Here is a 25,898-nt window from a genome sequence, read left to right as displayed (position 1 = left end):
TTGGATTAGTTGGGTATTACCGGCGGCACGAACTCGAACGTCATGCCCAGCAGCCACGCAAGCAGCAGCACCACCGGCAGGTGGAACAGGAATTGCTGGAACGTGAAGCCCACCAGGTCCCGGGCGCGCAGGCCCAGCACGGCAAGCAGCGGGAGCATGAAGAACGGGTTGACCAGGTTGGGCAGGGCCTCGGCCATGTTGTAGATCTGCACGGTCCAGCCAAGATTCATGTTCACGTCCGTGGCGGACTGCATGACGTACGGTGCCTCCACCAGCCACTTTCCACCGCCGGACGGGACGAACATGCCCAGGATGGCCGTGTAGATGGCGATGATGACGGCGAACGCCCCGTTGCCGCCGATGCTGGTGAAGAAGTGGGCCAGGTGCTCGGATACCGACAGGCCCCCGGCGCCGGTGGCTTTAGTCAGGATGGCGGCCATCGCGGCATACAGCGGAAACTGCACCAGGATTCCCGCCGTGGCCGGGACCGCCTTGGTGACAGACTGCAGGAATTTCCGCGGGGTTCCGTGCAGGACCAGCCCCAGCATCAGGAAGACCAGGAGGTAGCCGTTGAGTGAGCTGACCACGCTGAGGATGGGCAGGGTCAGCAGCTGGGACACCAGCCAGCCCAGGGTGAGCACGCCTGCCAGGATGGGCAGGACCCTGCTGTATTCCAGCCATTCGCCGGGCCGGGACTTTTCGGCCGGCGGTTCGGGCTGGTCATCGAGGTCCACGCCGAGATCGGCCGCCGTCTTCACGGCGCTTCCCGTAGGTGCGGAAAAGTGCGCGATCACCGTGGTGAGGACCATGAGGATGAGCAGGGTCAGCAGGGACTGCCAGGTGAAAATGGTGGTGCCGAAATCCAGGACGCCGGTGACCTTGAGCAGCGCCGGGGGAATAGAGGCCTTGGTGGCCTGCAGCTGTGCGGCGGAGGAGGACATGCCCAGGGCCCAGACGGCGCCCAAACCCATGAAGGCTGCGGCGCCGAGGGCCCGGTAGTCCACGTGCAGGTCTGCCCGCCGGGCCACCGCCCGCGCCAGGAGGCCGCCGAAGATCAGGCTCAGGCCCCAGTTCACGAATGACACGGACATGGACAGGACAGCCACGAAGCTGACGGCGGTGCGCGCGGAGTTGGGCACCTGCGCCAGCCGGTCAATCAGCCTGGCCACGGGCGGCGACGTGGCCACCACATAGCCGGTCAATACCACCATGGCCATTTGGAGGGTGAACGCCGTGAGGTCCCAAAACCCGTTGCCGAAGGAATCAACGACGGCCTTGGGCGAGGCGCCGATGGCCAGCGCCGCGATGGCCACCAGCACGACGCCGGCGAGGGCGAAGATGTACGCGTCAGGGAACCACTTCTGCGTCCAGCCGGCCAGCGTTTCAGCCATCCGGGCCAAACCCTTCTGGCGGACGTCCGGGTGGTCGGTTTGCGTGGTGGTCATGAGGGTTATTTCTCCATTGAGTGCTGTGGATCAGGGGCAGGCGTGGGCCCGGTCAGGCGGAGACGAGGCCGGTTCGCTGCCGGACCGTGCGCTGCTCGATGTCCTTGATCCGTTCCGTGGCCTGCACCAGCCGCTGGACAAAGACGCCGGGCGTGGCGATGTGGTTCGGGTCCAGTTCGCCGGGCGCCATGATCACCTCGGCCTCGGCGACGGTCAGGATCCCGGCCGTGGCCACTACCGGATTGAAGTTCCTGGCCGTGTAGCGGTAGGTCAGGTTGCCGTCCGTGTCCGCGGTGTGGGCGTGGACCAGGGCGACGTCGGCAACGATGGCGCGCTCGCGGACGTACGTTTCGCCGTCGAACACCTCGTGCGGCTTGCCCTCGGCCACCAGGGTGCCGACACCTGTCTTGGTGTAGAAGGCCGGGATTCCGGCGCCGCCGGCGCGGAGGCGCTCGGCCAGGGTGCCCTGCGGGGTGAACTCGACCTCCAGCTTGCCTGCGAGGTACTGCTCGGCGAACAGCTTGTTCTCGCCCACGTAGGAGGCGACCACCTTGCGGACCTGGCCACCTTCGATAAGGATGCCGAGTCCTTTGCCGTCCACGCCCATGTTGTTGGAGACCACCGTGAGGTCACGGACGCCGGAGTCGCGGACGGCCTCGATCAGGTCGGCCGGGATGCCGCTCAAGCCAAACCCGCCGACGGCGAGGGTGATGCCGTCCTGCAGTGCCCCCTCCAGGGCGGTGGCGGCAGAAGCCTGGAGTTTCTTCATGTCGTCTCCTCGTTGAGCGCAGTAGTCCACTTTGTGGACGGTTGGGATCTGAGTTTGGAGACTACGGCCGTCGCGGAGAACGTGTCAAGAATCACTGGAAAATGCCCTACAGTATGGACAGCAGGGCTAAAACAATCCATATTGTGGACAAGGGGACGTGATGGCATCAACGCCGGTGCAGGGCGCGCAGGTGGTGGCACGGATCGCGGGACTGCTGCGGCTGGTGGGCCGCAGCGCCGAGGGGATGCCGCTCGCGGTCCTCGTCCGGGAATCAGGCCTTACCCGGCCAACCGTCCACCGGCTCCTGGCGTCGCTCGCCGCGGAAGGCCTGCTGGACCACGATTCCGTCACGGGCAACTGGGTCCTGGGCCCGGAAATCCTGCTCATGGGATCGGTGGCATCGGCCCGGTTCCCCATGGAGGACATCGCCCGGCCCAGCCTGCGCAGGCTTGCCCAGGCCACGGGGGAGAGCGCCTTCTTCTCCATCCGCCGCGGCAATGAGACGGTGTGCCTGCTGCGTGAGGAGGGTACCTTCCCCGTCAGGTCCTTTGTCCTGCACGAAGGAGTTCGTTTCCCGTTGGGCGTCGCGTCGGCCGGGACAGCCATCCTGGCCTTCCTGCCCACGGATGAGCAGGAGGAGCTACTGGGCCGGTGGCCGGAGCACGCCGGCGCCTTCGCGGCGAACCATACGGTCGATCTTGTCCGGAAGAACCTGGCCCGGACCAGGCTGGCCGGCTACTCGGTGAACCCGGGGCTGGTCCTGGAAGGAAGCTGGGGGATGGGCGCTGCGGTCTTCGACAGGTCAGGGCGCCCCGCCTGGGCGTTGTCGCTGACGGGCATCGAACCACGGTTCAAGCCTGAACGGCAGGAGGAGCTGGGCGGACTGCTGATGGCGGAGGCATACCGGATCACGCAGCAGCTGGGCGGGGGAGCGGACGGCGGACGGCGCACCCGCTGAGTCTCCCCGGCTTTGTCTGTGCACGACGACGGCGGGCTGCGCTTTTTGGCGCGGCCCGCCGTCGTACTCCCCGAAGGTGGGGAAAATCAGCAGGGGGCGGGGGCTACAGCCCGGAGCGGGGCTCCGCGGGACCTTCGCCCTTCCACCATGTGTCAAAAATGGTTACCGGCACGGTGCGCTTGTGGCGGGTCCGGAGGTACTTCTGCTCGATGGATTCGGCCACCGCGTCCGGGACCTGGCGGCCTTCGAGGTAGTCATCAATCTGGTCGTAGCTGATGCCCAGCTCGTCCTCATCCGTGCGGCCCGGCCGGTCATCCAGCAGGTCTGCGGTGGGCACCTTCTCCCACACGCGTGCCGGTGCACCCAGTTCAGCCAGGAGGGCCCGGTTCTGCCGCTTGTTCAGGCCGAACAGGGGCAGGATGTCCGCGCCGCCGTCGCCGTACTTGGTGAAGAAGCCCGTGACCGACTCCGCGCCGTGGTCGGTGCCAATCACCAGGTAGTTAAACTCCCCGGCCAGCGCATATTGGGCGATCATCCGGGTGCGTGCCTTGGTGTTTCCCTTGTGGAAGTCGGAGATTTCCGAGCCCACGGTCTTCTCGAACTCGTCCTCAAAGCCGTCCACCGCTGCCGAAATGTTGAACGTCCATTCCGTCTTGGCCTTGATGAAGTCCAGGGCTGCCTGGGCGTCCTCCTCATCGTGCTGCACGCCGTAGGGGAGGCGGACCGCAACGAAGTTGGCTTCCACGCCTTCGGCTCCAAGCTCATCAACCGCCAGCTGGGCAAGCCTTCCGGCGAGCGAGGAATCGAGGCCGCCGGAGATGCCCAGGACAAAGCCCTTGGTGTGGGTGGCCTTCAAGTATTCCTTGAGGAAAGTGACGCGTTTGCGCACCTCCCCTGCGGGATCGATCCGGGGCTGAACGCCCATTTCTTCAATGATCTTGGCCTGGAGTTCGCGCATGATGTCCAGCCTAGCCAGCGCTGTCAACAACCCTCAACTGTTCCGGCCGGCCCCTGCGCGGCGTAGCTTTATGGCATGGAGCGCACGGGATGTGCCGTGGTGGGCGGTGGCCCGGCAGGAATGATGCTTGGCCTGCTGCTGGCACGGGCCGGAGTGCACGTGGCGGTCCTGGAAAAGCACCGGGATTTCCTGCGCGACTTCCGCGGGGACACCGTGCACGCGTCAACCATCCGGCTGATCGACGAACTGGGCCTGGGCGCCGGATTCCGGGCACTGCCGCAAAGCCGGCTGAACAATGTCGCCGTCCCGGTTCCCGGTGCCGGGATGGTCACGCTGGCGGCTTTCGACTCCTTGAAACCCCCGTACAACTACGTGGCCATGATGCCCCAATGGGACTTCCTGGATTTCCTCGCCTCGGCCGCCGCCGCCGAACCGACGTTCACCCTGCTCATGGAGACTGAAGCCACCGGTCTGGAGTTCGACGGCGGGCGCGTCACCGGGGTGCGCTACCGCTCCACCGGAGACGCCGCCGATGGCGTTGAACGCGTGCTGCATGCCGACGTTGTGGTGGCCGCCGACGGCCGGCATTCGGTGTTGCGCCAGGCTGCCGGAATGAGGGCCAAGGAGTACCCGGTGCCCTTCGATACCTGGTGGTTCAAAATTCCCCGCCACCCCGCGGAAAAGGGCGACGTTGCGGGCGTGGTGCCCTCGCTGGGAAACCGGGACGCCATGATTGCGCTCAACCGCACCGACTACTACCAAATGGGCTACCTTGCGCCCAAGGGCTCGGACGCCAGGATCCGGGAAGGCGGCGTGGAACGGTTCCGCCAACGGGTGGCAGCACTCCGTCCCGACCTCGCCGACCGTGTTGATTCGATCCGCAGCGTGGCGGACCTGTATTGGCTGGACGTCAGGCTGAACCGGCTGCGGCGCTGGTACAGGGACGGGTTCCTGTGCATTGGCGATGCTGCGCACGCGATGTCGCCCGCGGGCGGTGTGGGCATTAACCTGGCGATCCAGGACGCCGTTGCGGCCGCGGAACGCCTGGCCCCGGACCTGCGCCAGGGGCACGTTCGGACCAGGACCCTTGCTGCGATCCAGCGCCGGCGCCGCATGCCCACGGTGGTGGTCCAAACCGTGCAGCGGATCATGCACCGTGTGGTGTTCGTTCCACTTTTCGCGGGGACCCTGTCCGGGGACATGCTGGCCGGCAGGGATGCCCGGACCCCGTTTCCCGTCCAGCGCGTCCTCTTGTTCATCCTGCGCCACAATCCTATGGTGAAGCGCGTCCTGCCGAGGATGGTTGCCATCGGTCCCCGCCCGGAGCACGCCCCTGGCTTCGCCCGCCCGCTCACCGTCCCGCCACCCACTAAACTTGGGGCCATGACTTCGCCCACTGACACTGCGGTAGACACCGCGGCTGCCCGCGCCCGACTGCTCGAACTGATCAAGGAACTCGCCGTGGTCCGCGGCAAGGTGATCCTCTCCAGCGGAGCTGAGGCCGATTACTACATCGACCTGCGCCGCATCACCCTGCACCATGAAGCGTCCAAGCTGGTGGGGCAGGTCATGCTGGCCCTGGCAGACGACGCCGGCATCGACTTCGAGTGCGCCGGAGGCCTCACCATGGGCGCCGACCCCGTGGGCACCGCGGTCATGCACGCGGCCGTCGACGCCGGCCGGACCGTGGACGCGTTCGTGGTCCGGAAGGCCCAGAAGTCCTACGGCATGGGCCGCCAGGTGGAGGGCCCCTCCGTTGAGGGCCGCAAAGTGCTGGTCCTGGAGGACACGTCCACCACTGGCGGTTCCGCACTGACCGCGGTGGAAGGCGTCCGGAAAGCGGGCGGCAACGTCGTGGCGGTGGCCGTGATCGTGGACCGCGACACCGGCGCCAAGGAGAAGATCGAAGCCGAAACCGGCGTTCCCTACCTGTTCGCGTTCGGCAAGGACGAACTGGGGCTGGCTTAGCCCCGGCGACCGGAAGGGCCGCTGGTTTGGGCAGTGAGCTTCTGCTCCGCCCTCGCGTTTTGGCCGAGATGGCTTCCTTTCCCAAAATAGTGGCGGAACGTATAGAACATGGGCTGCCAGGTTCGCACGTCCACCCGGGATGAATCGAGCGCCAGGTCATCGCGGACATGCACCTGCTGGACGCGCACCTGGACTGCGTGGAGGTCGTCCTCCAAGCACCACGAGTTGACCAGGGCCGCCTCGATGTGGACCGGGCATTGCGCAATGCGGTTGGGAGCGACCTCCACGCCAGGCATCGGGTCCCATCCTGCCAAGGCCCACTTGTCGTGCGCCGTGCGGTAGTTGCCGGCCTTCACTGCCGGGACCGGTTCGCTGCCGGTGGTCATGGAAATCCGTTCAATTGCGGGTGCCATGGAGTCCTCCGGCAAATTGAGCACCACTTCCCTGGTGCGGATCAGGTTGCGGTAGCCCTGATGATGGGAGCTGAGGCCCAGGACGTAGTGGTCCCCAAGCGACCAGGCAGAGGATATGGGCGTGATGTTGGTGGTGCCATCCGGGTTGCCGGTGGTCAGCAGGGCCACCAGGGAGCCGAAGTAGTGGACGCTGGGGGAGATGGTTGTGAACATGGGTCCATCGTTCCTGCGGGAAAGTTTGGGGACGGACAAACGATTCCCCGGGCAGGATGGATACATGACGGCGTATTGGGCGGAGGACCTTGCCATGATGGCCAAGGCCATGGGGGAACCGTCGCGGGCCCGGATCCTGGTCGCCCTCATGGATGCCCGTGCCTGGACAGCGACGGAACTTGCGGGCTGCGCGGGGATCAGCAAAGGCACAGCCACCACGCATTTGAACCACCTCGTTGATGTAGGCCTGCTGGACGAAGTGCGCCAGGGCCGGCACCGGTATGTGCGGCTGAAGAACCAAGGTGTTGCCGATGCAGTGGAAGCACTGGTCCGTCTCAGTCCTTCGTCGGGGCCGGAGTTTCCCTCGACGTACCGCGGGCGCAGGCATCAGCATGAATTGCAGCGCGCCCGAACCTGCTACCAGCATCTGGCCGGGGTATTGGGTGTCAACCTGTGTGTCCTGTGGCAGAGTGAGGGATTCATCTCCTCCGGCTGGGAACTAACCGCGCAGGGTTTTGCCTGGGCGGAATCGATTGGCTTGCGCCTGCCGACAAAGCCGCCACGCCCGCTCGTGCGGCCCTGCCTTGACTGGACCGAGCGCTTAGACCATGCGGCCGGCGTGCTGCCGGATCTTTTCACCGGGCACGCACTGTCGTCCGGGTGGCTCAAGCGCGGATCGCATCCCCGCTCCGTTGTCCTGACCGAACTGGGAGCCGGGCAGCTTGCCGGCTTTGGACTGGCAGATGCGCTTGGAGCGGGCATCGGCGCTGATTTATGATGTGCGTTAACACTTTTCAGTTGCTTGGAGACCATGCACCTTGCTCCCCCCACAACAGCCTTTGAGCGCAACCGACCAGGTCCAGAACCTCATCCTGGAAAGCGCTGATTTCGAGGACTTCCTCAACGAACTGGCTCGCTTCTCCGCGCACCAGATGGCCGGCGACGGCGACGATGCCCTGTGCGGCATCACACTGCTCCGCGACCGCAAGGCAGCCACCATTGGCTGGAGCAGCGAGACTGCGCGGGAAGTGGATGAAATCCAGTACTCCCTGGCCCAGGGTCCCTGCCTGACCGCGGCAAAGGAAGAGCGCGAAGTCCACGTCCCCGACCTTTTGCAGGAGGACCGCTGGGGTCCGGACTACGCGTCTGCGGTTGCCTCCCACGGATTGCGCTCGGTGCTTTCCCTGCCGTTCAACCTGCAGGGGGAGGCCAAGGCCGCACTGAACCTCTACTCCGACGCCCCGCACAAGTTTGACGGCCCCGCCGCGGACAGGGCACGGGACTTCACCCGGGAGATCTCCGAAGCCCTGCGGCTCGCTGTCAGGTTCTCGCTGCACGCCGACAGTGCATCCAATCTCCGGGCCACGCTGGAATCGCGGACCATCATCGACATCGCCATCGGCATCGTCATGGCGCAGAACCGGTGCAGCCAGGAAGCCGCCGTCGAAATCCTTACCGAGGCGTCCAGCAACAGCAATACCAAACTTCGGGACATCGCCAAGTCGCTGGTGGATTCGGTGGGCGGCTCCGGTGCGCGTACCCACTACCAGGAGCCCGGCAAAGTCAGCCAGGGTCCGCGGGCCTGAGCGGCAGGTTGTGCCGTGGCCCCGGGGAGGGTTAGGCTTGCGGAGGTTGAGCCGTCGGCCATAGAACCTCTTTTGGAGTACCTATGGACCGCGCGCTAGACGCACTCGTTAACCTCGATGTCCCGGCGGACATCGTCCGGATTGAAGTCCGGGGAGCCCTTCACCACGAATCCCGTGCTGAACTGGTCCACATCATCCGCCGTGTCCGGAGGATGGGCATCCGCTGCCGCATCTGCGTCGACCTCTCACAGGCGGAACTTGTCGAATCCTCCGCCCTGGCCGGGCTGCGTTGTGACCTGAACGCCATGGACACCAAGCTCCTGCTGGGCGTCCCGTCCGCCGGGGTGTCACTTCAGCTCACGCCGGCGGCCCACGACTGGGCGCCAGGTGAAGCGTCCAGCCGGCGCCCGCTCCTCATGGACGACGACGTCAGGGAGCTTTTTCCCGGCGGCGACTTCGCAGGCGAATTCCCCCAACTGCCGGTGATGTGGATCGAAGAGCTGTACGGCCGTCCGCTGACCGAATACACAGACCAGGAACTCCTGCTCGCCAGCGACTCCGCCTTTGCCCTGCTGGACAACCCGGAGGCACCCGACGGCGCCGACCTGCTGGGCCGCTACAACGACATCGGGCTGGAAATCCTTCGCCGCCAGCAGGAACCGCAGGCACCCTTCCCGGCTACCGAAGGCCAGGCCGCCAGCTGACCCCGGCGTCACCGAACGTTTACACGCGTTCATTGCGGTGCCGCGTTTGGCTGGGCTTACGGTAGGACTGTGCCGTATGAGGGGGAGGTCCATCCGCAGAGCCGGCGTGGGGTCTCCGACGCCCGGCTGCTGGCCGAAGCCGCTGCCCTAAAACGCTTCTCACGGCGTTCATTCCTTGCCGGGGCCGGCGCGTCCGGACTGCTGGCCGCCGACATGCTGGTGACCCGTGAGGTGCAGTCTCAGCGCCGGACCACCCGGATCCTGTCCGTTGCCGATGACTTCGCCGACGCCTATTACCCGGACGCCTGCTGGTTCCTGTTCCCCGGGTACAAAACCAGCTGGGAAGAGGCGCAATGGATCCTGAACGCGCTCCGGGGGGCCCTGAACAAGCGTGCCCGGCTCGCCGCCGTCGGATATTCCAACCTGGGCCTCGACGTCACCGAAGTCGTCCGCGCGATCGCTGAGTACGTCGCGGTGGAAAAGATCACCAAGCTGTTCTTCTACGGCCACAGCTTCGGCGGCATGCTGGCCACCCAGGTGGCCGCCCGGCTCCTTGCCGTGGCAGGCATCCAGGTGCAGTTCATCCTCCTGGACTCCAGCCCGTACAGCGCCCACGACGTCCTGGACCAAAGCTGGTTCGACGGCGTGGTGTTCCTCTACGAGAGCGGCGTCAGGTTTCCCTCGACCCTCCGCGGCGGGTATGAACTGGGGGAGCGGATCATCCACAAGGACGAACGGAGCTGGCGGCAGATCCTTAACCAGACACTGGAGCAGCTCTCACCGATCGCCCCGTCCAACGTGCTGGTCCAGACGGAGTCCGCCTACATCTACCACTTCGAGGGAAGGCAGTTCGCCGGGCAGCTCGGCACCGCCAAAATGGCCTACCTGGGCAACCCGAAGGACGCCACCGTGGACTACGAGACGGCGTCCGAAACCTGGGCCGTGGTGTACAAGGACAACATGGTCTCAAGCAACCTCCAGACCACCGGGGCGGTACCCGCCCACGCCAGCCCGGGCTGGAACCCGCAGGTCTACCGGCCCCTGGTCACGGGACTCCTGGACGAGTACTTCCCGCTGCCCCGGGGCGGATCCAGGGTCAGCATCTTCTAGTCCTAGATCTGGTTCTTCAGGTCCGCCACGGAGTTGAGCACCTGGTTGGGCCGGAACGGGTACGCGGCGATGTCGTCCTTGTGCGTGATGCCGCTGAGGACAAGGACGGTGTGCAGGCCGGCCTCCATGCCGGCAATGATGTCCGTGTCCATCCGGTCACCGATCATGGCGGTGGTCTCTGAGTGTGCGTCGATCTGGTTCATCGCAGACCGGAACATCATGGGGTTCGGCTTGCCCACAATGTACGGTTCGCGGCCGGTGGCCTTGGTAATCAGGGCCGCGATGGCACCCGTCGCCGGCATGGGACCGTCCTTGGAAGGGCCGGTTGCGTCCGGGTTGGTGGCAATGAACCGGGCACCGGCGAGGATCAGGCGGATGGCCATGGTGATGGCCTCGAAGGAGTACGTGCGCGTCTCGCCAAGCACCACGAAGTCCGGGTTCTGGTCGGTGAGGATGAAGCCGGCCTCATGCAGCGCCGTCGTGAGCCCCGCCTCACCGATCGTGTAGGCGCGGTTGCCGGACTCTGAGCCCCGCACCTGGTCCTTGAGGAACTGCGCCGTGGCCAGCGCCGAAGTCCAGATGTTTTCCTCCGGAATTTCCAGGCCGGAGGAACGCAGGCGGGCGGCAAGGTCGCGCGGGGTGAAGATGGAGTTGTTGGTCAGCACCAGGAACCGCTTGGACGTATCCACCCAGCGCTGGATCAGCTCGGCCGCGCCGGGAATGGGCTGGTTTTCGTGCACCAGGACGCCATCCATGTCCGTCAGCCAGCACTCGATCTCCTGGCCGCTGCGGTACACCGAAGGGTTGCCTGTTACCTCGTCTGCTTCTGCCATGCCTGCCTCCGCCTGTGATAGTTGCCCGAAGAGTCCAGTCTAGTGTTGAAGGGTGAACCAAATGCCCGGCATGACAGACGAACCCGACCACCAGCCCGGGGAGGCCGAACCCGCAAAGGCGGAGGTCGGCGTCGGGCCCTGGGAGGGGGAACTGCCCGAAGGCGACCATTGGGACCCCGACCTCCTGGCCGACGGTGACCGGCGCAATGTGCTGGACAAATACCGCTACTGGAAGCATGAGGCGATCGTGGCAGAGCTGGATTCGCGGCGGCACAACTTCCACGTGGCCATCGAAAACTGGCAGCACGACCTCAACATCGGAACAGTTGTGCGCACCGCCAACGCCTTCCTCGCCAAAGAGGTGCACATCATCGGACGACGGCGGTGGAACCGGCGCGGAGCCATGGTCACCGACCGCTACCAGCACGTCCGCCACCACCCCACGGTGGAGGATTTTGTCCAGTGGGCGCAGGGGGAGGGGCTCGCGATCATCGGCATCGACATTTTCCCGGACTCTGTGCCCCTGGAGACCTACGAGCTGCCGCGCGACTGCGTGCTGGTGTTCGGGCAGGAGGGCCCGGGCCTGACCCCGGAAGTCCATCAGGCCGCTGCCGCCACCCTTTCCATCGAGCAGTTCGGCTCCACCCGTTCGATCAACGCCGCATCCGCCGCGGCCATCGCCATGCACGCCTGGATCCGCCGGCACGTCTTCAACCAGCGCGTGTGAGTATTACCAACCCGTGACCCGAAACACCCGGGCCGCCGGGGAATGGCTAGGATGGTGCCAAGCCGTAAGCGGTCTACTTGAGGGTCATCCACCCACAGACGAAACTCAGCAGAGGAGCCAGCATGCCCATTGCAACCCCAGAGATCTACGCCGAGATGATCGACCGCGCGAAGGCGGGCGGATTTGCCTTCCCCGCCGTCAACGTCACGTCCTCGCAGACGCTGAACGCAGCGCTCCGCGGCTTCGCCGAGGCAGAGTCCGACGGCATCGTGCAGGTTTCCACCGGCGGTGCCGCCTACTGGTCCGGCGCCTCCACCAAGGACATGGTTGCCGGTTCCCTGGGCTTCGCTGCCTTCGCCCGCGAAGTGGCCAAGAACTACGGTGTGAACATCGCCCTGCACACGGACCACTGCCCCAAAGACAAGCTGGACGGCTTTGTCCTGCCGCTGCTGGAAGCCTCCGAGGCCGAGGTCAAGGCCGGCCGGAACCCGCTCTTCAACTCGCACATGTGGGACGGTTCCGCCGAGACCCTGCAGGAGAACCTGAAGATCGCCCGCGACCTGCTGGCCCGCACCGCCGCCGCCAAGATGATCCTCGAGGTGGAGATCGGCACCGTCGGCGGCGAGGAAGACGGCGTCGAGAACGCCATCAACGACAAGCTCTACACCACGGTCGAGGACGCCCTCGCCACCATCGACGCCCTGGGCGCCGGCGAAAACGGCCGCTACATCACCGCCCTGACCTTCGGCAACGTCCACGGCGTCTACAAGCCCGGCGGCGTCAAGCTGCGCCCGGAGATCCTCAAGGACATCCAGGCCCAGGTGGGTGCCAAGATCGGCAAGGACAACCCGTTCGACCTCGTGTTCCACGGCGGCTCCGGCTCCTCCGACCAGGAAATCGCCGACGCCGTTTCCTACGGCGTGATCAAGATGAACATCGACACCGACACCCAGTACGCCTACACCCGTCCGGTCGCGGACCACATGTTCAAGAACTACGACGGTGTCCTGAAGGTCGACGGCGAAGTGGGCAACAAGAAGACCTACGACCCCCGCGTCTGGGGCGCCTCCGCCGAAGCCGGCCTGGCAGCCCGCGTGGTGGAAGCCACCAAGCAGCTCGGTTCGGCCGGAAAGACCTTCTAGATGTCGGACGAGTTCCGCCGCAACCTGATGGGGCCGGAGCCCACGCTCCTGCCTGCCGAAACCGAGGTGAACGGGCAGCTGGAGGCCGGGCACGAGGCCCTGGACCTGGTGGAAAGGCACCCCACGTCCTCACTGTTGTGGGCGATCCTGGCCGAGGAAGCGTGGGCCGAGGGGCGCACCATCGACTCCTACGCCTACGCCCGGGTGGGCTACCACCGCGGACTGGACGCGCTTCGCCGCAACGGGTGGCGCGGCGTAGGCCCCATCCCTTGGGAGCACGAGCCGAACCGTGGATTCCTGCGTGCCCTCTACTCCCTGGGCCGGGCGTCCTCCGCCATCGGCGAGGCCGACGAGCCGGAGCGGATCGAAAAGTTCCTCAACGACTCGGACCCCACAGCGAAGGCAGCCATCGAGGCGAAGTAGCAAGCTTGGATTAAAGCGCGACGACGGGTGGTTACCTTTCCTGGAAAGGTAACCACCCGTCGTCGTTCGTTCGTTTATGGCTTGGCGATGCCTGTGCGGGCCATGGCATCGGCGTAGGCCGCGCGCATGTCCTCGAGGTATTCCTCCTGGCGCGCCGGGGAACCGGCGAAGGCGCGGCCGCTCAGCGACCGGACCTTGTAGGTCTTCAGGCCGCGGCGCCAGAGCAGGGGCACCTCCGTCTTCAGCAGGAGGTTGGCCAGGCGGTTGGCTTCAGTGCCGTGCGCCACGATCACGGAGGCGCGGGGGACCAGGGCGAGGAACTTCAGCAGCGGCTTCAGGCCGGCCTGGATCTGGTCCGGAGTGAACTTGCCGTTGACTTCGCCGGGGATGTGCCAGGGGTGGACGTTCCACGGCATCACGAACTCGGGGCGCAGCCCCAGCTTCCACTGGAGCCCCAGCATTCGGGTCGCGGCGTCCTGGTCCCCGGCAGTGATGAAGCCGGACGGGTCCGCCTCGCCGATGTTAGAGAACAGGCTGATGATGCGGCATTCCTCAACGTCGTGCATCGGGTCCACATAGGGCACCACGGTTCCGGGCTTGGCCTCCTGCAGGGAATCACACAGTTCATTGACGGCGGCAACGCTGGGTTCGTAGCGGCGGCTCATGAGCTGTTCGTGGAATGTTTCTGGGGCCAGGGCTGTCATGAAGTGCTGGTTCTCCTGCGGGGATTGATATTGCTTCCACCGGTGAAAATGGGCGCGCGGCGGCGCGGATCATCAACGGCGGTTAGTTGGGGTGGGCCGATTCCTGGTCGGCCTCTGCCAGTTTACCAAGCCCGGGGAAACGAAACGCCGGCCGCCCCTTCCGGTGATGGAAGGCACAGCCGGCGCAGCGGTACGACGGACTACCAGAGGCGGTTGGTGGCGCGGCGAGCACCCTCGCCGAGGGCCTCCAGCTTGGCGAAGGCGATCTGTGGGTGCACCCTGCCGCCCAGGCCGCAGTCGGTGGAGGCAATGACATTTTCGCGGCCCACGACGTCGGCAAAGCGGACAATGCGGTCAGCCACCAGGTCGGGGTGTTCCACCACGTTGGTGGCATGCGACACGACGCCCGGGATGATGACCTTGCCCTCGGGGAGCTTGGTGTCCTCCCATACACGCCATTCGTGTTCGTGGCGGACGTTGGCTGCCTCGAAGGAGTATGCGCCCGCGTTGACCTGCAGCACCGAGCCGATGATGTCGGCGAAAGGGATGTCCGTGGTGTGCGGGCCGTGCCAGGAACCCCAGCAGACATGCAGCCGGATCTGTTCCTGGGGCAGGTCCCGGAGGGCCCAGTTGGTGGCCTCGACGCGCAGCTGGATGAACTTCAGGTAGTCCTCCAGGCTGGGCTCGGGATTGATCTGGTCCCAGCTCTCGGCCAGGGACGGATCGTCGAGCTGCACGGTGAGGCCGGCGTCGACGATGGCCTTGTATTCCTCCCGCATGGCATCGGCACAGGCGTAGACAAGTTCCTCATCGGACTTGTAGTACTCGTTGGCCACGCGGGCGCACGAGCCGGGAGAGAGGGATGCCACGAAGCCGTCCGACAACCCGGCGGCGGCGAGGCCGGTTTTCAGGTTCTTGATGTCCGATGCCACCAGGTCCTGGCCCGTGTAGGTCAGGGGTCCGGCGATCTTGGGCTGGGTCACGCTCTTGCGGTGGGACAGGATGCCCGAGGACGGGTCGTTGTAGGCCTCGTTGAACGCCTGCCGGTCGCGCCTGTCGGGGAAGGAGGTCAGGACAATGTTGCCGGGGGAGGAGCGGTGCACCTGGGCATCGGCCCAGCGGTCCACATTGGTTGGCTCCAGGCCGCCCAGCCGTGCGAAGGAGTAGTTCCACCAGGCGCCATAGTCCACGGAGTTGGCCATCGTGTGCCCGTATTCGCCGTCGTTGGGAATGTCGATCCCGAGGTCCTTCTGGCGCCGGACCACGTCCACCACGGAGGTTTCCAGGAGGTCCAGGAATTCAGGGGTGACGCCGTCGGTTTCCTTGGCGGCATTGGCCGCGATGAGTTCCGGGGTGCGGGGCAACGATCCGGCGTGGGTGACGCGGATGTGGTCGGTGTTCAGGGGCATGCTGGAATCTTCCTTTCCATCGGTCCTGGCAGTAGCACCTTCGGTCCGGCAGGAATCCTGCTGGACCGTGGTTGCTGCGGCGTCATCGAGCCAGGTCTCTCGGCCGCTCCGGATGGTTCACTCTCACTAAATCGAGAGACCCACCTTGGGGCAAGTCCGTGCGGCTTTATGTCGCGGCCCGCTGCCCGGCTGCTTCCCTGCCCTTGCCCGGCGGCCAGCAGCATACTTACAGACTTTGTCCAGCCTGTTGACAGGTTTCGTTAAGCTTGGTTGGCTGAGGTCACATGCCACCGCCGCAACGGAGCTGGCCGGTGGCGCCCCGATGCACTCGAAAGAGGTAACGCACTGTGAATAAATCCCTGGCAAATTTCAGGACCCTCGCCGCCTCCGGAGCCCTGGCGCTGGCCGTCGTCGCAGGACCCGCCCCGCTGGCACACGCTGTGGGCGAAGGCCCCAATTACGACGGCAACGGCCAGATCACCACCTCCAAGCTCGCCACGTACGAACAGATGGTCTCATTCCTGAAGGACCAGGACGCCCGCCAGCCGGCAATGGAGCTGGAGGTCATCGGGCAAACGGTCAAGGGGCGCGACATCCACCTGGTCAAGTACATTTCGGACCCCGCCAAGCCCACGATTCTGTACCTGACCCAGCAGCACGGCAACGAGCAGCTCACCACCGAGGGCGCCATGGAGTTCATCAAGCACCTGGGGACCGGTAAATCCGCGGACATCCTCAAAGGCGTGAACATCCTGGTGGTGCCCATGCTCAATGCGGACGGGGCCATGGGGGACGTGAACTTCTCCCTGGAAAACTACCTTGCCAAGGGGGACCGCAACCTCACCCGCTACAACGCCGAGGGCGTGGACCTGAACCGCGACCATGTGGCCAAGGTCCAGCCGGAGACCCAGGCGCTGCACAACAACGTCATGCGCAAGTACCGGATCGACTACATGATCGACCTGCACCACCAGGGCACCCGGGCCGAGCGTGACGGCAAGCTGGTATCCGGCTCCATCCTGTACCCCACCACCCCCAACGCCGACCCCGCCGTCGTCGAAAAATCAAAGCAGCTTGGCGCCGTGGTCTTCAACAACGTCGACTCCACCGGCTGGGGACACCTGGGCAAGTACCAGGGTGGCAGCGCCGAAACCATCAGCCGAAACGGCATCTCCGTGGAGTACGGCATCGCCACCCTGCTCTTCGAGATGCGCGGCATGTCGGACCACTACCTGGACGGCTATGCTCTCGGGCAGCGCAGCAACGGCTACCTGATCAAGCAGACTGTCACCACGCTGAGCTCCACGGCCGCAGCCATCGCGGACGGGTCCATTGCCGACGCCGACACCTCCTTCTGGAACACACTCGCCGAACAGACGTCCCGCCCCGCCGGGGAGGCTGAGGACGAATAGGCGGCACCGCCCGCCGCGGCCTTTTGGCAGAAACGGCCGCGGCGGGCCACAACAGTGGACGAAGTGCCCTATCGGCTAAACTTGGGTGGTAAGAGCCCCGGAACTCTTGCTTCGCTGCGCCGTGCTGCGGCTGTGCGAAGGCCGGTCTGTTCGGGGCATTCTCATGAACGGCGCTGCATCGGCCTGCCACCTGGTGGCCGGGCCCGGGCAGCCCGAACGAATGGGGGAGGATCCCATGCCAGCAATTGTGATCGTAGGAGCCCAGTGGGGCGACGAAGGAAAAGGCAAGGCCACCGACCTGCTGGGCGGCCGTGTTGACTACGTCGTCAAGCCCAACGGCGGCAACAACGCCGGGCACACCGTCGTCGTAGGCGGTGAAAAGTACGAACTCAAGCTTCTGCCGGCCGGCATTCTCAGCCCCAACGCCGTTCCCATCATCGGCAACGGCTGCGTGGTGAACCTGGAGGCCCTCTTCCAGGAAATCGACGGACTCCAGGCGCGTGGCGCCGACACCTCAAAGCTGCGGGTCTCCGCCAACGCCCACCTGGTGGCGCCGTACCACCAGGTGCTGGACAAGGTAACCGAACGCTTCCTGGGCAGCCGGGCCATTGGCACCACCGGCCGCGGCATCGGCCCTGCCTACATGGACAAGGTTGCCCGGCTGGGCATCCGCGTCCAGGATGTCTTTGACGAATCGATCCTCCGCCAGAAGGTGGAAGGCTCGCTGCGGCAGAAGAACGAACTCCTGGTCAAGGTCTACAACCGCCGCAGTGTGGTGGTGGACGAGATCGTGGAGTACTTCCTGTCCTTCGCCGAGCGGCTCCGCCCGCTGGTCATCGACAGCACCCTGGTCCTGAACTCCGCGCTCGATGAGGGCAAGGTAGTCCTGATGGAGGGCGGCCAGGCAACCTTCCTGGACGTGGACCACGGCACCTACCCGTTCGTGACCTCCTCCAACCCCACCGCCGGCGGCGCCTCCGTGGGCTCCGGCATCGGCCCTACCCGGATCTCCCGCTCCATCGGCATCATCAAGGCCTACACCACCCGCGTTGGTGCCGGCCCATTCCCCACCGAACTCTTCGATGAGATGGGCATGTACCTGCAGAAGACCGGCGGCGAATTCGGCGTCAACACCGGACGCCCGCGCCGCTGTGGTTGGTACGATGCGGTCCTGGCGCGGCACGCCTCCCGCGTAAACGGCTTCACTGACTACTTCGTCACCAAGCTGGACGTGCTCACCGGCATCGAGCAGATTCCGGTATGTGTCGCCTACGACGTGGACGGTGTCCGGCACGACGAAATGCCCATGACGCAGACCGAGTTCCACCACGCGAAGCCCATCTTCGAGTACTTCGACGGCTGGACCGAGGACATCACCGGAGCCCGGACGCTGGCAGACCTTCCGGAGAACGCGCGCAACTACGTGCTGGCCCTGGAAAAGCTTTCCGGAACCCGGTTCTCCGCCATCGGCGTTGGCCCGGACCGGGACCAGACCATCGTGGTGAACGACCTCATCAAGGACTAGATTTTGTGGGCCCACGCCCGCGGGGTTCCCTGGTCGCATTTGCGGGGCTGGGGAGCGGGCGGGGACTACGACGGCGGCAGGCCACCTTCGCAGGTGGCCTGCCGCTTCTTTTTGGCAGCCGGAAAGCGAATTTACACAGGCTTAACGCGCACGGTCTTGTGAGGCTTCCGGTGCCGCCGCCAGACTCGTCTGTACCACCTGGTGCCCAAGGAAGGATCGTCATGGCCGGAAAATTTGAAGCATTCATCGACGCTGATTCGTTCTTCAGGTTCCGGCTCCTGGCTCCGGACGGGGCCGTGATCGCCGTCTCGGGCCCGTTCGAGGACAAAGCCGCCGTGGTGGCCGGGATAGCCGCGGTTCGCGAATGTGCCGGAACCGGCCTGGTCACCGATCTCTGTCCCGCGGGGGCCGTCTCCCGTTCCGCACCTGTACCCGCTGCAGCTGCTGCCGCCATCCCGGTGGAGCTGCCCGCCGCCGTCGTACCTGTGTGCAGCGAGGAGCGCACGCCCGCCCTGGCGCACGCCTTCGTGCTGGCAGGGGCACCCCGCCGGCACGCCATTGTGCCGCGGTGGACCAGGACAGCTACCCGCTGAAAATGATTTCCAACTTTTTTTGAAGAAGGCGTAACCCTCCGGGCGGCCGGAGCGATTACCTCTATGAAGCGCCGGTCTGGAACCTGTCCCCCATCACGTTCCAGACCGGCTCTTTTGTCTTTCCGCAAGGGTGGCTGCCAGGCTGCGCCCGTCGCTGGCCGCGGGCCGTGGCGCTTCTGGCTGCGCGGTTACTGGAGGGTAGACTAGGCGCAGCGTTCCGGATGTACCGAACGCTTGCCTTGCCACCGCCCTTCTTGACGGAAAGCACCACGTCAGTGACCGATGCACAGACAGACGAGGCTCCGGACCGGCCAGAGTCCGGGACCGCTGCCTTCAGCCTGGTCTATAAGGCGTATGCATCACAGGTTCTGGGCTATCTCACGGCCCGGGGAGTCGAGGATCCGGAGGCCGCCATGCAGGAAGTGTTCCTGTCCGTGTTGCCACGGCTCGGTACCGTGCGCGGAGGGGAGTCCGGGCTGCGGACCTTCATCTTCGCTGTTGCCCACGCCCGGATGGTGGATGACCACCGCCGCCAGAGCCGTACTCCGGCCAAGCTGCCCTTCGAGCCCGAGCTGGACCGGCGCGAGGACATGTCGGCGGAGAAGGAAGCACTGCAGCGCATCGCACCCCGGGAAGTCCTCAGGATGTTGGACGGGCTGCCCCGGGACCAGCGGGACGTCCTGTCGCTGCGCCTGGTGGGTGGCCTCACGGTGGAACAGACGGCGGAGACCATGGAAAAGAGCGCTGGTTCGGTCAAGCAGCTTCAGCGGCGCGCATTGCTGAAACTCCGGGAACTTGCCGCAGTGAAGGAGTACCTCGCGCCATGACGCCTGCCCCGGATAACCTTGCCGCCCTCGTCGATGACATGCTGCTGGATGTCGGCTTCGAACAGGACGCGGACCTTCGCGGCGCCCTCCATTCGCTGGGTGCCCTCGCGTCCATTCCCACGCCCGAGCCCACCGGGGAGCTCGCTGCACTGCTCACGGCTGGCGGGCCGGCCCGGGGGGAGGCCCCCGTACCTGCCGGCGCACTCGATGCCGCAGGCAGGCAGCCTGGAGAACGCGAAGCTGACCAGGACGATGGACCGCCCGCCGATGAGCTGGCGCGCCGCCGCCGTCGCAGGCACCGCCCCACCACGCTGGGGCTGGTGCTGGTGGCCGGCATGGGGCTGGGAGTTGGCGGGGTAGCCGCCAGCTCAGCACCTCCCGGGAACAGCCCCGTGGAGCAGCTGCTGGCGGATTTGTCGCCTTGGAACAGTTCGGTGAGCGAGCCGTCGGCCGCCAGCTACGGCTACCGTGCTCCCAGGGTGGCTTCCGATGGGGAACTTGCCGCCGCCGGCCCGGAGGCCGCAGCGGGCGGGGCCACCGACGCGGCCAACCTCGCCTCCCGCCTCCTGCCGGACCAGGCCGGAACTTCCCGGCACACAGGGCATGCGCACACTGGCACGCCGCTCTGCGCCGGTCCCGTCAATCACGAAGCAGCCGGCAGGATGTGTCTGCCTGCGGGGGCAGGGCCGGCCACGCAGGGCAACGGAGCTGGCCGCGGCACGGAGAACCAAGGAACTGCGGCGGAAGAGCCGGCAGGACCGGCCGCCGCGAACCAGGGGAAGGCGGGCACACCCGCGCCGGATAATGCGCCCGCAGCGGCGGGTGCGGCCGGCGGGCCGGCGAAACCCACTGCCGGAGTGGTCCAGGGCCAGGCAGGTTCCCAGGGCACGGGGCAGGGAAACGGCCCCCGGCCCACGTCTCCGGCGAAATAGCCGAAAGACGGCAACAGCGGGCCCGTTAAACGGACCCGCTGTTGTTTTCTTCAGCGGCGGTCAGGCGATGACCTGGCGTTTGGAGGAAATCACGCCGGTATCGAAACCGGCCAGGTGGAGGCCGCCGTGGAAGCGCGCGTGCTCGATCTTCACGCAGCGGTCCATCACCACGTTGAGCCCTGCGGCTTCCGCGCCTGCCGCGACGCCTTCATGCCAGGAGCCCAGCTGCAGCCAGAGTGTTTTGGCGCCGGCGGCCACTGCCTCGTCAAGGACGCCGGGAAGGTCGTCGTGCTTGCGGAACACGTCAACGATGTCCGGGCTTTCCGGCAGGTCCGCCAGGGATGCAAACGTGGGCTGGCCCAGGATCTCCTTCACCACCGGGTTCACGAAGTACACCTTGTAGCGGGTGGAGGAGAGCAGGTACGTGGCCACGAAGTAGCTGGCCCGCGACGGTTTGTCGGAAGCCCCGACAAGGGCGATGGATTTCGCCTGCCGGAGCAACGCCAGCCGCTCCGGTGCTGACGGGCCGGACCAGGTGCGTTCGGCGGTGCTCATGCGTTTGCTCCGATCGTGCAGGCGTCTGCGGGTTCTTCGACCACAATGGCGTCCCGGGCCGCGGCGTTGGAGGCTTCGGCGAGTGCCTGGTCCAGGTCCCACAGGATGTCCTCGATGTCTTCAAGGCCCACCGAGATGCGGACCAGGTCCTCCGGCACGCCCGCGGATTCCAGCTGTGCCGCACTGAGCTGCTGGTGGGTGGTGGAGCCGGGGTGGATCACCAGGGTGCGGGAGTCACCCACGTTGGCCAGGTGGGAAGCCAGCTGCAGGGATTCGATGAACTTCTGCCCCGCGGCGCGCCCACCCTTCACCCCGAAGGAGAAGACTGATCCGGGGCCCAGCGGCAGGTACTTCTTGGCCCGCTCGAAGTGCGGGTGGGAGGGCAGGCCGGAGTAGTTGACATAGGCCACCCGGTCATCGTTTGCCAGCCACTCGGCCACGGCCCGCGCGTTCTTCAGGTGCTCGTCGAGCCGCTGCGGCAGTGTCTCAACGCCTTGGAGCAGCTGGAACGCGGACTGCGGCGACAGCGCCGGGCCGATGTCGCGCAGCTGCTCGCTGCGCAGCTTGGTGAGGAAGCCGTACTCGCCGAAGTTGCCCCACCAGGAGACGTTGCCGTAGGAAGCCACGGGCTCGGTCATGGTGGGGAACTTGCCGTTGCCCCAGTTGAAGCGGCCGCTTTCAACCACCACGCCGCCCAGGGTGGTGCCGTGGCCGCCCAGGAACTTCGTGGCGGAATGGATCACGATGTCGGCGCCGTGCTCGATGGGCCGCACCAGGTACGGCGTGCTCAAGGTGGCGTCGACCACCAGGGGGATGCCGGCGTCGCGTGCCACCTTGGCCAGCCCCGCCAGGTCCTGGACCTCCGACGACGGGTTGGCCACCACCTCCACAAAGATGGCCTTGGTGTTGTCCCGGACCGCTGCGGCGTAGTCTGCAGGGTCGGTCCCGGTGACGAAGGTGGTGTCGACGCCGAACCGGCGAAGGGTGACATCGAGCTGGGTCACGGTGCCGCCATACAGCTGGGAGGCTGCCACGATGTGGTCGCCGGCCTGGGTGAGGGCGGCGAACGTGATGAACTCAGCGGCCATGCCCGAGGACGTGGCCACGGCGCCGATGCCGCCTTCGAGGGATGCGATGCGCTCCTCGAACGCAGCGACCGTGGGGTTGCCGATGCGGGAGTAGATGTTGCCGTACTTCTGGAGGGCGAACAGGTTGGCGGCGTCGTTGGTGTCCTTGAAGACGAAGGACGTGGTCTGGTAGATGGGTACGGCGCGGGCGCCGTGCTCGGCGTCGGGGGTGCCCCCGGCGTGCAGGGCGCGGGTGCGGAAACCGAAGGCGCGTTCAGCCATCAGACAGCCACCGCTTCGGCGGCAACCGGGGTTCCGGACAGGTCCAATTCGGTGCCGTTCTTCCGCGCCAGGTCGGCCTCCAGTTCGCGCACGATCGGGAGGATGTCGCGTCCGAACGCCGCCACCTCCTCCTGGAAGTGCAGGTAGCCCGTGAGGAACAGGTTCACGCCGATCTTCTTGTACTCCACGATGCGCCCGGCAATCTGCTCGGGGGTGCCGATGAGCTGGGTCTTGAACCCGTCGTTGTACTGGACCAGGTCCTCGAAGGTGGAGTCAGCCCACATGCCCTTGCCGTCCTTGGTGGAGGCGCCGGCTTCCTGCACGGCGTCGCGGAAGCCCTGGACGGCGGGTTTGTGCGCTTTTTCCACGATCTCGCGCAGGGTGTCCCGGGCTTCCTTTTCGGAGTCGCGGGCGATGACGAACCCGTTGAGGCCGAATCGGGGAGCGGCCAGCGGGCCTCCGGCGCCGCGGCCGGTTTCGCCGGCAGCGGCCACCACTCCGGCGATGTTGTCCTTGAAACCCTCGAGGTCTTTGCCGTTGGAGAAGTACCAGTCCGCCACGCGGCCCGCGGTGGCCTGGGCCGCCGTCGAGTTTCCGCCGAAGAAGATCTCCGGGTGGGCGCGGCCCGGGACGTCCACAGGGGCCGGGTTCAGGGTGAAATCGGTGATGTTGTAGTACTTGCCGGACTGGCTGTACTCCTTTTCGGTCCACAGCCCGCGCAGGACGTTGATGAATTCCTCGGTGCGGACGTAGCGCTCGTCGTGCTCCAGCCACTCCAGGCCGAAGTTGGTGAACTCGCTCTTCAGCCAGCCGGAGACGATGTTCACGGCGGCGCGGCCGTTGGAGATGTGGTCGGCTGTGATGATGTACTTCGCCAGCACGCCGGGGTGCCACATTCCCGGGTGGACTGCGGCGATGACCTTCAGGCGCTCCGTGGCGGCCAGCAGTGCAAGGCTGAACGAGGTGGCCTCGTGCTGCTTGTCCGCGCCGTAGGAGGCGGCGTACCGGGTTTGGGTCAGGGCGTATTCGAAGCCGGATTCCTCGGCGATGCGCGCCAGCTTCTTGTTGTAGTCGAAGTCCCAGCCGGTGCGCTGCTCGATGGTGGATACCACCAGGCCGCCGGAAACGTTGGGCACCCAGTAGGCGAACTTGAGGGGCTCGGAGAGACGTGCGACGTTGCTGATGTCTGTCATGATTCTTCCTTCGTTAGGGCCCGCTGGCGCAGGACGTCCTGGATGCCGGCGATGGCCGGTTCGTTCTGGAGTGAGGTGGTGTCGCCCAGGGTTGTTCCTTCGAACAGTTGGGTGAGCAGCCGGCGCATGATTTTGCCGCTGCGGGTCTTGGGAACGTCGGGAACCACGACGACGTCGCGCGGCTTGGCGATCGGCCCGATCTCCTTCGCGACGTGGTTGCGGAGTTCGGCCGCCACCTCCGTCGGAGCCCCGCCCTTCAGTACAACGAAGGCGACGATCGCGTGGCCGGTCTTGGGGTCTGCCACCGGGCAGACGCCCGCTTCCACGACGGAAGGGTGCGAGACGAGGGCCGATTCGATTTCGATGGTGGAGAGCAGGTGTCCGGAGACGTTCAGGGTGTCATCCACCCGGCCCAGGATCCAGATGTCACCGTCGGCATCGTACTTGGCGCCGTCGCCGGCCAGGAACCAGCCCCGGTCCGCGTACTTGCTCCAGTAGGAATCGAAGTAGCGCCGTGGGTTACCCCAGACGGTGCGGGCAATGGCGGGCCCGGGGGAGTCAACCACGATGTTTCCCTGGACGCCCGGCGCAACGGTATTGCCGCCGTCGTCCACGATCCTGGTGCTGACCCCCGGCAGCGGGCGAGCGGCGCAGCCGGGCTTGAAACTTGTGTCCGTAGGCGCGGGGGAGAGGATGGTGGCGCCGGTTTCGGACTGCCACCACGTGTCCACCACGGGTGCTGTGCCGGCGCCCACGTTCTGCCGCAGCCAGCGCCAGGCCTCCGGGTTGACCGCTTCGCCCACGGTGCCGAGCAGGCGGATGGAGGACAGGTCGTAGGTGTCCGGCACGCCGTCCGGGAACCAGCCCATAAGGGACCTGACCAGGGTGGGCGCGGTGTAGTACTGCGTCACGCCGTAGCGTTCGATGATTTCGAAATGCCGGCCCGGGTGGGGCGTGTTCGGGGTGCCCTCGAAGATGACCTGCGTGGCGCCGTTGGACAGCGGTCCGTAGATCTCGTAGGTGTGCGCCGTAACCCAGGCGAGATCGGCCGTGCACCAGTGCACATCCAGCTCGCGCAAGGCAGGGTCCGGGTTGCTGAACAGGTGCTCGAAACTCCACGACGCCTGCGTCAGGTAGCCGCCCGAGGTGTGCACCAGGCCCTTGGGCTTCCCGGTGGTCCCGGAGGTGTACATGATGAACAGCGGCGTCTCGACGTCGAACGCCTCCGGTTCGTGGACGTCCGGGGAGCTCCCGACGGCGTCATGCCACCAGACGTCGCGGCCTTCCGTCATGGGCACGGTTGTGAGCTTGCCGGCAGGGGTGGTGCGGTTGACCACCAGGACGTGTTCGATGGCATTGTCCCCGGCGACGGCTGCGTCCGCGTTGTCCTTCACGGGAACGGCCACGCCGCGGCGGAACTGGCCGTCCGTGGTGACCAGGAGCTTGGCACCCGTGTCCTCCACCCGGAACTTCAGCGCTTCGGCGGAAAAACCACCAAACACCAGGGAGTGGATGGCGCCGATCCGGGCCACGGCGAGCGTGATGATGATGGTCTCGGGGATGACCGGGAGGTAGATGACCACGCGGTCGCCCTTGGTGATGCCCAGGGCCAGGAGGGCATTGGCGGCCTTGGCCACCTCTCGTTGGAGCTCGGCGTACGTGATGGATCTGCGGTCGCCCGGCTCGCCTTCGAAGTGGAGGGCCACCTTGTTTCCGCGGCCGGCCGCGACGTGGCGGTCCACGCAGTTGGCTGCCACGTTGAGCCGTCCGCCTTCAAACCAGGTGATTTCCGGTCCGCGGCCGGCTTCAGGGTCCGCCGGATTCCAGCGGTGCGCCGTGTGCCACGGGGTATCCCAGTCCAGGCGCAGCGCCTGCTGTTCCCAGAAGGCAACGTTGTCCGGGTGCACTCCCGCGTTCAGGTGCATCGTTTCGGTGGTGCTCACGCCCATCGTTTCACTCCATCGGTCCTGGCGGTAGCACCCTGAGGAGGCAGCCCTCCGGAGCGGTCAGCTCCAGGTACCCGCGGCTGCGGTCTTTGCTATCGCCGCGGCATTGGGGGCCGTCCGGCGACCAGGATTGCTGCGGCGTCATCGATCCAGGTCTCTCGGCCGCTCGGGATGGTCAAAGACCACTACACTCCAGTGAATCGG

At 66.1% G+C, this 25,898-nt stretch carries 24 protein-coding genes, 2 pseudogenes and 1 riboswitch; of the genes and pseudogenes, 15 read left to right on the top strand and 11 right to left on the bottom strand.

The window, feature by feature from the left end; translation table 11 throughout:
* Positions 1–5: 5 nt before the first annotated feature.
* Both PV772_RS07210 and PV772_RS07205 read right to left on the bottom strand, forming a co-directional pair.
* Entirely contained in the window at positions 6–1,445 is a 1,440-nt protein-coding gene (locus PV772_RS07210; RefSeq protein ID WP_347885757.1) for a TIGR00366 family protein, read from the bottom strand.
* Between the two features lie 52 nt (positions 1,446–1,497).
* A complete protein-coding gene (locus tag PV772_RS07205; protein WP_347885756.1) occupies positions 1,498–2,214 on the bottom strand; it encodes a CoA transferase subunit A in 717 nt (238 codons plus the stop codon).
* A gap of 160 nt (positions 2,215–2,374) precedes the next feature.
* Here PV772_RS07205 and PV772_RS07200 point away from each other — a divergent pair, with 160 nt between their 5' ends.
* The gene (locus PV772_RS07200) at positions 2,375–3,172 is read left to right on the top strand and encodes an IclR family transcriptional regulator (RefSeq protein ID WP_347885755.1); all 798 of its coding nucleotides are present in this window, start codon (positions 2,375–2,377) and stop codon (positions 3,170–3,172) included.
* Positions 3,173–3,275: 103 nt separating this feature from the next.
* On the opposite strand, the gene nadE is transcribed toward PV772_RS07200, so the two are convergent.
* The gene (gene nadE / locus PV772_RS07195; RefSeq protein ID WP_347885754.1) at positions 3,276–4,130 is read right to left on the bottom strand and encodes an ammonia-dependent NAD(+) synthetase; all 855 of its coding nucleotides are present in this window, start codon (positions 4,128–4,130) and stop codon (positions 3,276–3,278) included.
* A 75-nt stretch (positions 4,131–4,205) separates the two neighbouring features.
* Here nadE and PV772_RS07190 point away from each other — a divergent pair.
* Both PV772_RS07190 and pyrE read left to right on the top strand, forming a co-directional pair.
* Positions 4,206–5,465 (top strand): annotated as a pseudogene (locus PV772_RS07190) (FAD-dependent oxidoreductase); the annotation flags it as partial.
* A gap of 48 nt (positions 5,466–5,513) precedes the next feature.
* Positions 5,514–6,098, top strand: coding sequence for an orotate phosphoribosyltransferase (gene pyrE / locus PV772_RS07185; RefSeq protein ID WP_168223241.1), 585 nt, complete (start codon positions 5,514–5,516; stop codon positions 6,096–6,098).
* Here pyrE and PV772_RS07180 read toward each other — a convergent pair.
* Positions 6,095–6,724, bottom strand: coding sequence for a flavin reductase (locus PV772_RS07180; protein WP_347885753.1), 630 nt, complete (start codon positions 6,722–6,724; stop codon positions 6,095–6,097). The genes pyrE and PV772_RS07180 overlap by 4 nt on opposite strands.
* A 94-nt stretch (positions 6,725–6,818) precedes the next feature.
* Between PV772_RS07180 and PV772_RS07175 the strand changes: the two genes are divergently transcribed.
* The 4 genes from PV772_RS07175 to PV772_RS07160 all read left to right on the top strand — a co-directional run bounded on the left by PV772_RS07175 (position 6,819) and on the right by PV772_RS07160 (position 10,124).
* Positions 6,819–7,502, top strand: coding sequence for a winged helix-turn-helix domain-containing protein (locus tag PV772_RS07175; RefSeq protein ID WP_347885752.1), 684 nt, complete (start codon positions 6,819–6,821; stop codon positions 7,500–7,502).
* A gap of 61 nt (positions 7,503–7,563) precedes the next feature.
* Positions 7,564–8,310, top strand: a complete 747-nt coding sequence (locus PV772_RS07170; RefSeq protein ID WP_246839786.1) for a GAF and ANTAR domain-containing protein — start codon at positions 7,564–7,566, stop codon at positions 8,308–8,310.
* An 83-nt stretch (positions 8,311–8,393) separates the two neighbouring features.
* On the top strand, positions 8,394–9,014 hold the full coding sequence (locus tag PV772_RS07165) for a hypothetical protein (protein ID WP_141183200.1): 621 nt from the start codon (positions 8,394–8,396) through the stop codon (positions 9,012–9,014).
* 69 nt (positions 9,015–9,083) lie between these two features.
* Entirely contained in the window at positions 9,084–10,124 is a 1,041-nt protein-coding gene (locus PV772_RS07160) for an alpha/beta fold hydrolase (protein ID WP_141158312.1), read from the top strand.
* Between the two features lie 2 nt (positions 10,125–10,126).
* On the opposite strand, the gene PV772_RS07155 is transcribed toward PV772_RS07160, so the two are convergent.
* Positions 10,127–10,957 (bottom strand): HAD-IIA family hydrolase, encoded by an 831-nt coding sequence (locus PV772_RS07155; RefSeq protein WP_141183202.1) that lies wholly within the window; start codon positions 10,955–10,957, stop codon positions 10,127–10,129.
* A 70-nt stretch (positions 10,958–11,027) separates the two neighbouring features.
* Between PV772_RS07155 and PV772_RS07150 the strand changes: the two genes are divergently transcribed.
* The 3 genes from PV772_RS07150 (at position 11,028) to PV772_RS07140 (ending at position 13,249) form a co-directional block, all read left to right on the top strand.
* The gene (locus tag PV772_RS07150) at positions 11,028–11,684 is read left to right on the top strand and encodes a TrmH family RNA methyltransferase (protein ID WP_246857343.1); all 657 of its coding nucleotides are present in this window, start codon (positions 11,028–11,030) and stop codon (positions 11,682–11,684) included.
* 122 nt (positions 11,685–11,806) lie between these two features.
* The gene (fbaA, locus tag PV772_RS07145; protein WP_141158310.1) at positions 11,807–12,826 is read left to right on the top strand and encodes a class II fructose-bisphosphate aldolase; all 1,020 of its coding nucleotides are present in this window, start codon (positions 11,807–11,809) and stop codon (positions 12,824–12,826) included.
* Positions 12,827–13,249: a DUF3151 domain-containing protein gene (locus PV772_RS07140; RefSeq protein ID WP_141158309.1), complete on the top strand. Its 423-nt coding sequence runs from the start codon at positions 12,827–12,829 to the stop codon at positions 13,247–13,249.
* 74 nt (positions 13,250–13,323) lie between these two features.
* On the opposite strand, the gene PV772_RS07135 is transcribed toward PV772_RS07140, so the two are convergent.
* Together PV772_RS07135 and PV772_RS07130 are read right to left on the bottom strand one after the other, a co-directional pair.
* Positions 13,324–13,953 carry a uracil-DNA glycosylase gene (locus PV772_RS07135; RefSeq protein WP_307360318.1) on the bottom strand — a complete coding sequence of 210 codons (630 nt, stop codon included), beginning with the start codon at positions 13,951–13,953 and terminating at the stop codon, positions 13,324–13,326.
* Positions 13,954–14,153: 200 nt separating this feature from the next.
* Positions 14,154–15,362: a cobalamin-independent methionine synthase II family protein gene (locus tag PV772_RS07130; protein WP_141183205.1), complete on the bottom strand. Its 1,209-nt coding sequence runs from the start codon at positions 15,360–15,362 to the stop codon at positions 14,154–14,156.
* Positions 15,363–15,375: 13 nt separating this feature from the next.
* Positions 15,376–15,481, bottom strand: a riboswitch (SAM riboswitch).
* 228 nt (positions 15,482–15,709) lie between these two features.
* On the opposite strand from PV772_RS07130, the gene PV772_RS07125 reads away from it, so the two are divergent.
* The 5 genes from PV772_RS07125 to PV772_RS07105 all read left to right on the top strand — a co-directional run bounded on the left by PV772_RS07125 (position 15,710) and on the right by PV772_RS07105 (position 20,651).
* Positions 15,710–16,774, top strand: a complete 1,065-nt coding sequence (locus tag PV772_RS07125) for a M14 family zinc carboxypeptidase (RefSeq protein WP_347885751.1) — start codon at positions 15,710–15,712, stop codon at positions 16,772–16,774.
* A gap of 235 nt (positions 16,775–17,009) precedes the next feature.
* Positions 17,010–18,299, top strand: coding sequence for an adenylosuccinate synthase (locus PV772_RS07120; RefSeq protein ID WP_347885750.1), 1,290 nt, complete (start codon positions 17,010–17,012; stop codon positions 18,297–18,299).
* 221 nt (positions 18,300–18,520) lie between these two features.
* The gene (locus PV772_RS07115; protein ID WP_347885749.1) at positions 18,521–18,892 is read left to right on the top strand and encodes a DUF1508 domain-containing protein; all 372 of its coding nucleotides are present in this window, start codon (positions 18,521–18,523) and stop codon (positions 18,890–18,892) included.
* Positions 18,893–19,167: 275 nt separating this feature from the next.
* Entirely contained in the window at positions 19,168–19,719 is a 552-nt protein-coding gene (locus tag PV772_RS07110; RefSeq protein WP_347885748.1) for a sigma-70 family RNA polymerase sigma factor, read from the top strand.
* On the top strand, positions 19,716–20,651 hold the full coding sequence (locus PV772_RS07105) for a hypothetical protein (protein ID WP_347885747.1): 936 nt from the start codon (positions 19,716–19,718) through the stop codon (positions 20,649–20,651). Before PV772_RS07110 ends, PV772_RS07105 begins: the two co-directional genes overlap by 4 nt.
* A 60-nt stretch (positions 20,652–20,711) precedes the next feature.
* Here the strand turns inward: PV772_RS07105 and PV772_RS07100 are convergent, their stop codons facing one another.
* The 4 genes and pseudogenes from PV772_RS07100 to acs all read right to left on the bottom strand — a co-directional run.
* The gene (locus PV772_RS07100; RefSeq protein WP_347885746.1) at positions 20,712–21,206 is read right to left on the bottom strand and encodes a CoA-binding protein; all 495 of its coding nucleotides are present in this window, start codon (positions 21,204–21,206) and stop codon (positions 20,712–20,714) included.
* Positions 21,203–22,555 carry an O-acetylhomoserine aminocarboxypropyltransferase/cysteine synthase family protein gene (locus PV772_RS07095; protein ID WP_141158300.1) on the bottom strand — a complete coding sequence of 451 codons (1,353 nt, stop codon included), beginning with the start codon at positions 22,553–22,555 and terminating at the stop codon, positions 21,203–21,205. The genes PV772_RS07100 and PV772_RS07095 overlap by 4 nt, the downstream gene beginning before the upstream one ends.
* Positions 22,555–23,748: a dimethylsulfone monooxygenase SfnG gene (sfnG, locus tag PV772_RS07090; protein WP_347885745.1), complete on the bottom strand. Its 1,194-nt coding sequence runs from the start codon at positions 23,746–23,748 to the stop codon at positions 22,555–22,557. The genes PV772_RS07095 and sfnG overlap by 1 nt, the downstream gene beginning before the upstream one ends.
* A pseudogene (gene acs / locus PV772_RS07085) lies at positions 23,745–25,703 on the bottom strand (acetate--CoA ligase); the annotation flags it as partial. The gene sfnG and the pseudogene acs, both read right to left, overlap by 4 nt.
* Positions 25,704–25,898: the final 195 nt, after the last annotated feature.

This window comes from Pseudarthrobacter sp. CC12, assembly GCF_039907755.1.
GTDB classification, from domain to species: domain Bacteria; phylum Actinomycetota; class Actinomycetes; order Actinomycetales; family Micrococcaceae; genus Arthrobacter; species Arthrobacter niigatensis.
This window is presented reverse-complemented; position numbering and strand designations above follow the sequence as displayed.

Excerpts from the sequence above, each read along its gene's own strand:
- PV772_RS07210 (WP_347885757.1), bottom strand. The coding sequence starts at position 1,445 with ATGACCACCACGCAAACCGACCACCCGGACGTCCGCCAGAAGGGTTTG.
- PV772_RS07205 (WP_347885756.1), bottom strand. The coding sequence starts at position 2,214 with ATGAAGAAACTCCAGGCTTCTGCCGCCACCGCCCTGGAGGGGGCACTG.
- PV772_RS07200 (WP_347885755.1), top strand. The coding sequence starts at position 2,375 with ATGGCATCAACGCCGGTGCAGGGCGCGCAGGTGGTGGCACGGATCGCG.
- nadE (WP_347885754.1), bottom strand. The coding sequence starts at position 4,130 with ATGCGCGAACTCCAGGCCAAGATCATTGAAGAAATGGGCGTTCAGCCC.
- pyrE (WP_168223241.1), top strand. The coding sequence starts at position 5,514 with ATGACTTCGCCCACTGACACTGCGGTAGACACCGCGGCTGCCCGCGCC.
- PV772_RS07180 (WP_347885753.1), bottom strand. The coding sequence starts at position 6,724 with ATGTTCACAACCATCTCCCCCAGCGTCCACTACTTCGGCTCCCTGGTG.
- PV772_RS07175 (WP_347885752.1), top strand. The coding sequence starts at position 6,819 with ATGATGGCCAAGGCCATGGGGGAACCGTCGCGGGCCCGGATCCTGGTC.
- PV772_RS07165 (WP_141183200.1), top strand. The coding sequence starts at position 8,394 with ATGGACCGCGCGCTAGACGCACTCGTTAACCTCGATGTCCCGGCGGAC.
- PV772_RS07155 (WP_141183202.1), bottom strand. The coding sequence starts at position 10,957 with ATGGCAGAAGCAGACGAGGTAACAGGCAACCCTTCGGTGTACCGCAGC.
- PV772_RS07150 (WP_246857343.1), top strand. The coding sequence starts at position 11,028 with ATGACAGACGAACCCGACCACCAGCCCGGGGAGGCCGAACCCGCAAAG.
- fbaA (WP_141158310.1), top strand. The coding sequence starts at position 11,807 with ATGCCCATTGCAACCCCAGAGATCTACGCCGAGATGATCGACCGCGCG.
- PV772_RS07140 (WP_141158309.1), top strand. The coding sequence starts at position 12,827 with ATGTCGGACGAGTTCCGCCGCAACCTGATGGGGCCGGAGCCCACGCTC.
- PV772_RS07135 (WP_307360318.1), bottom strand. The coding sequence starts at position 13,953 with ATGACAGCCCTGGCCCCAGAAACATTCCACGAACAGCTCATGAGCCGC.
- PV772_RS07130 (WP_141183205.1), bottom strand. The coding sequence starts at position 15,362 with ATGCCCCTGAACACCGACCACATCCGCGTCACCCACGCCGGATCGTTG.
- PV772_RS07120 (WP_347885750.1), top strand. The coding sequence starts at position 17,010 with ATGCCAGCAATTGTGATCGTAGGAGCCCAGTGGGGCGACGAAGGAAAA.
- PV772_RS07115 (WP_347885749.1), top strand. The coding sequence starts at position 18,521 with ATGGCCGGAAAATTTGAAGCATTCATCGACGCTGATTCGTTCTTCAGG.
- PV772_RS07105 (WP_347885747.1), top strand. The coding sequence starts at position 19,716 with ATGACGCCTGCCCCGGATAACCTTGCCGCCCTCGTCGATGACATGCTG.
- PV772_RS07100 (WP_347885746.1), bottom strand. The coding sequence starts at position 21,206 with ATGAGCACCGCCGAACGCACCTGGTCCGGCCCGTCAGCACCGGAGCGG.
- PV772_RS07095 (WP_141158300.1), bottom strand. The coding sequence starts at position 22,555 with ATGGCTGAACGCGCCTTCGGTTTCCGCACCCGCGCCCTGCACGCCGGG.
- sfnG (WP_347885745.1), bottom strand. The coding sequence starts at position 23,748 with ATGACAGACATCAGCAACGTCGCACGTCTCTCCGAGCCCCTCAAGTTC.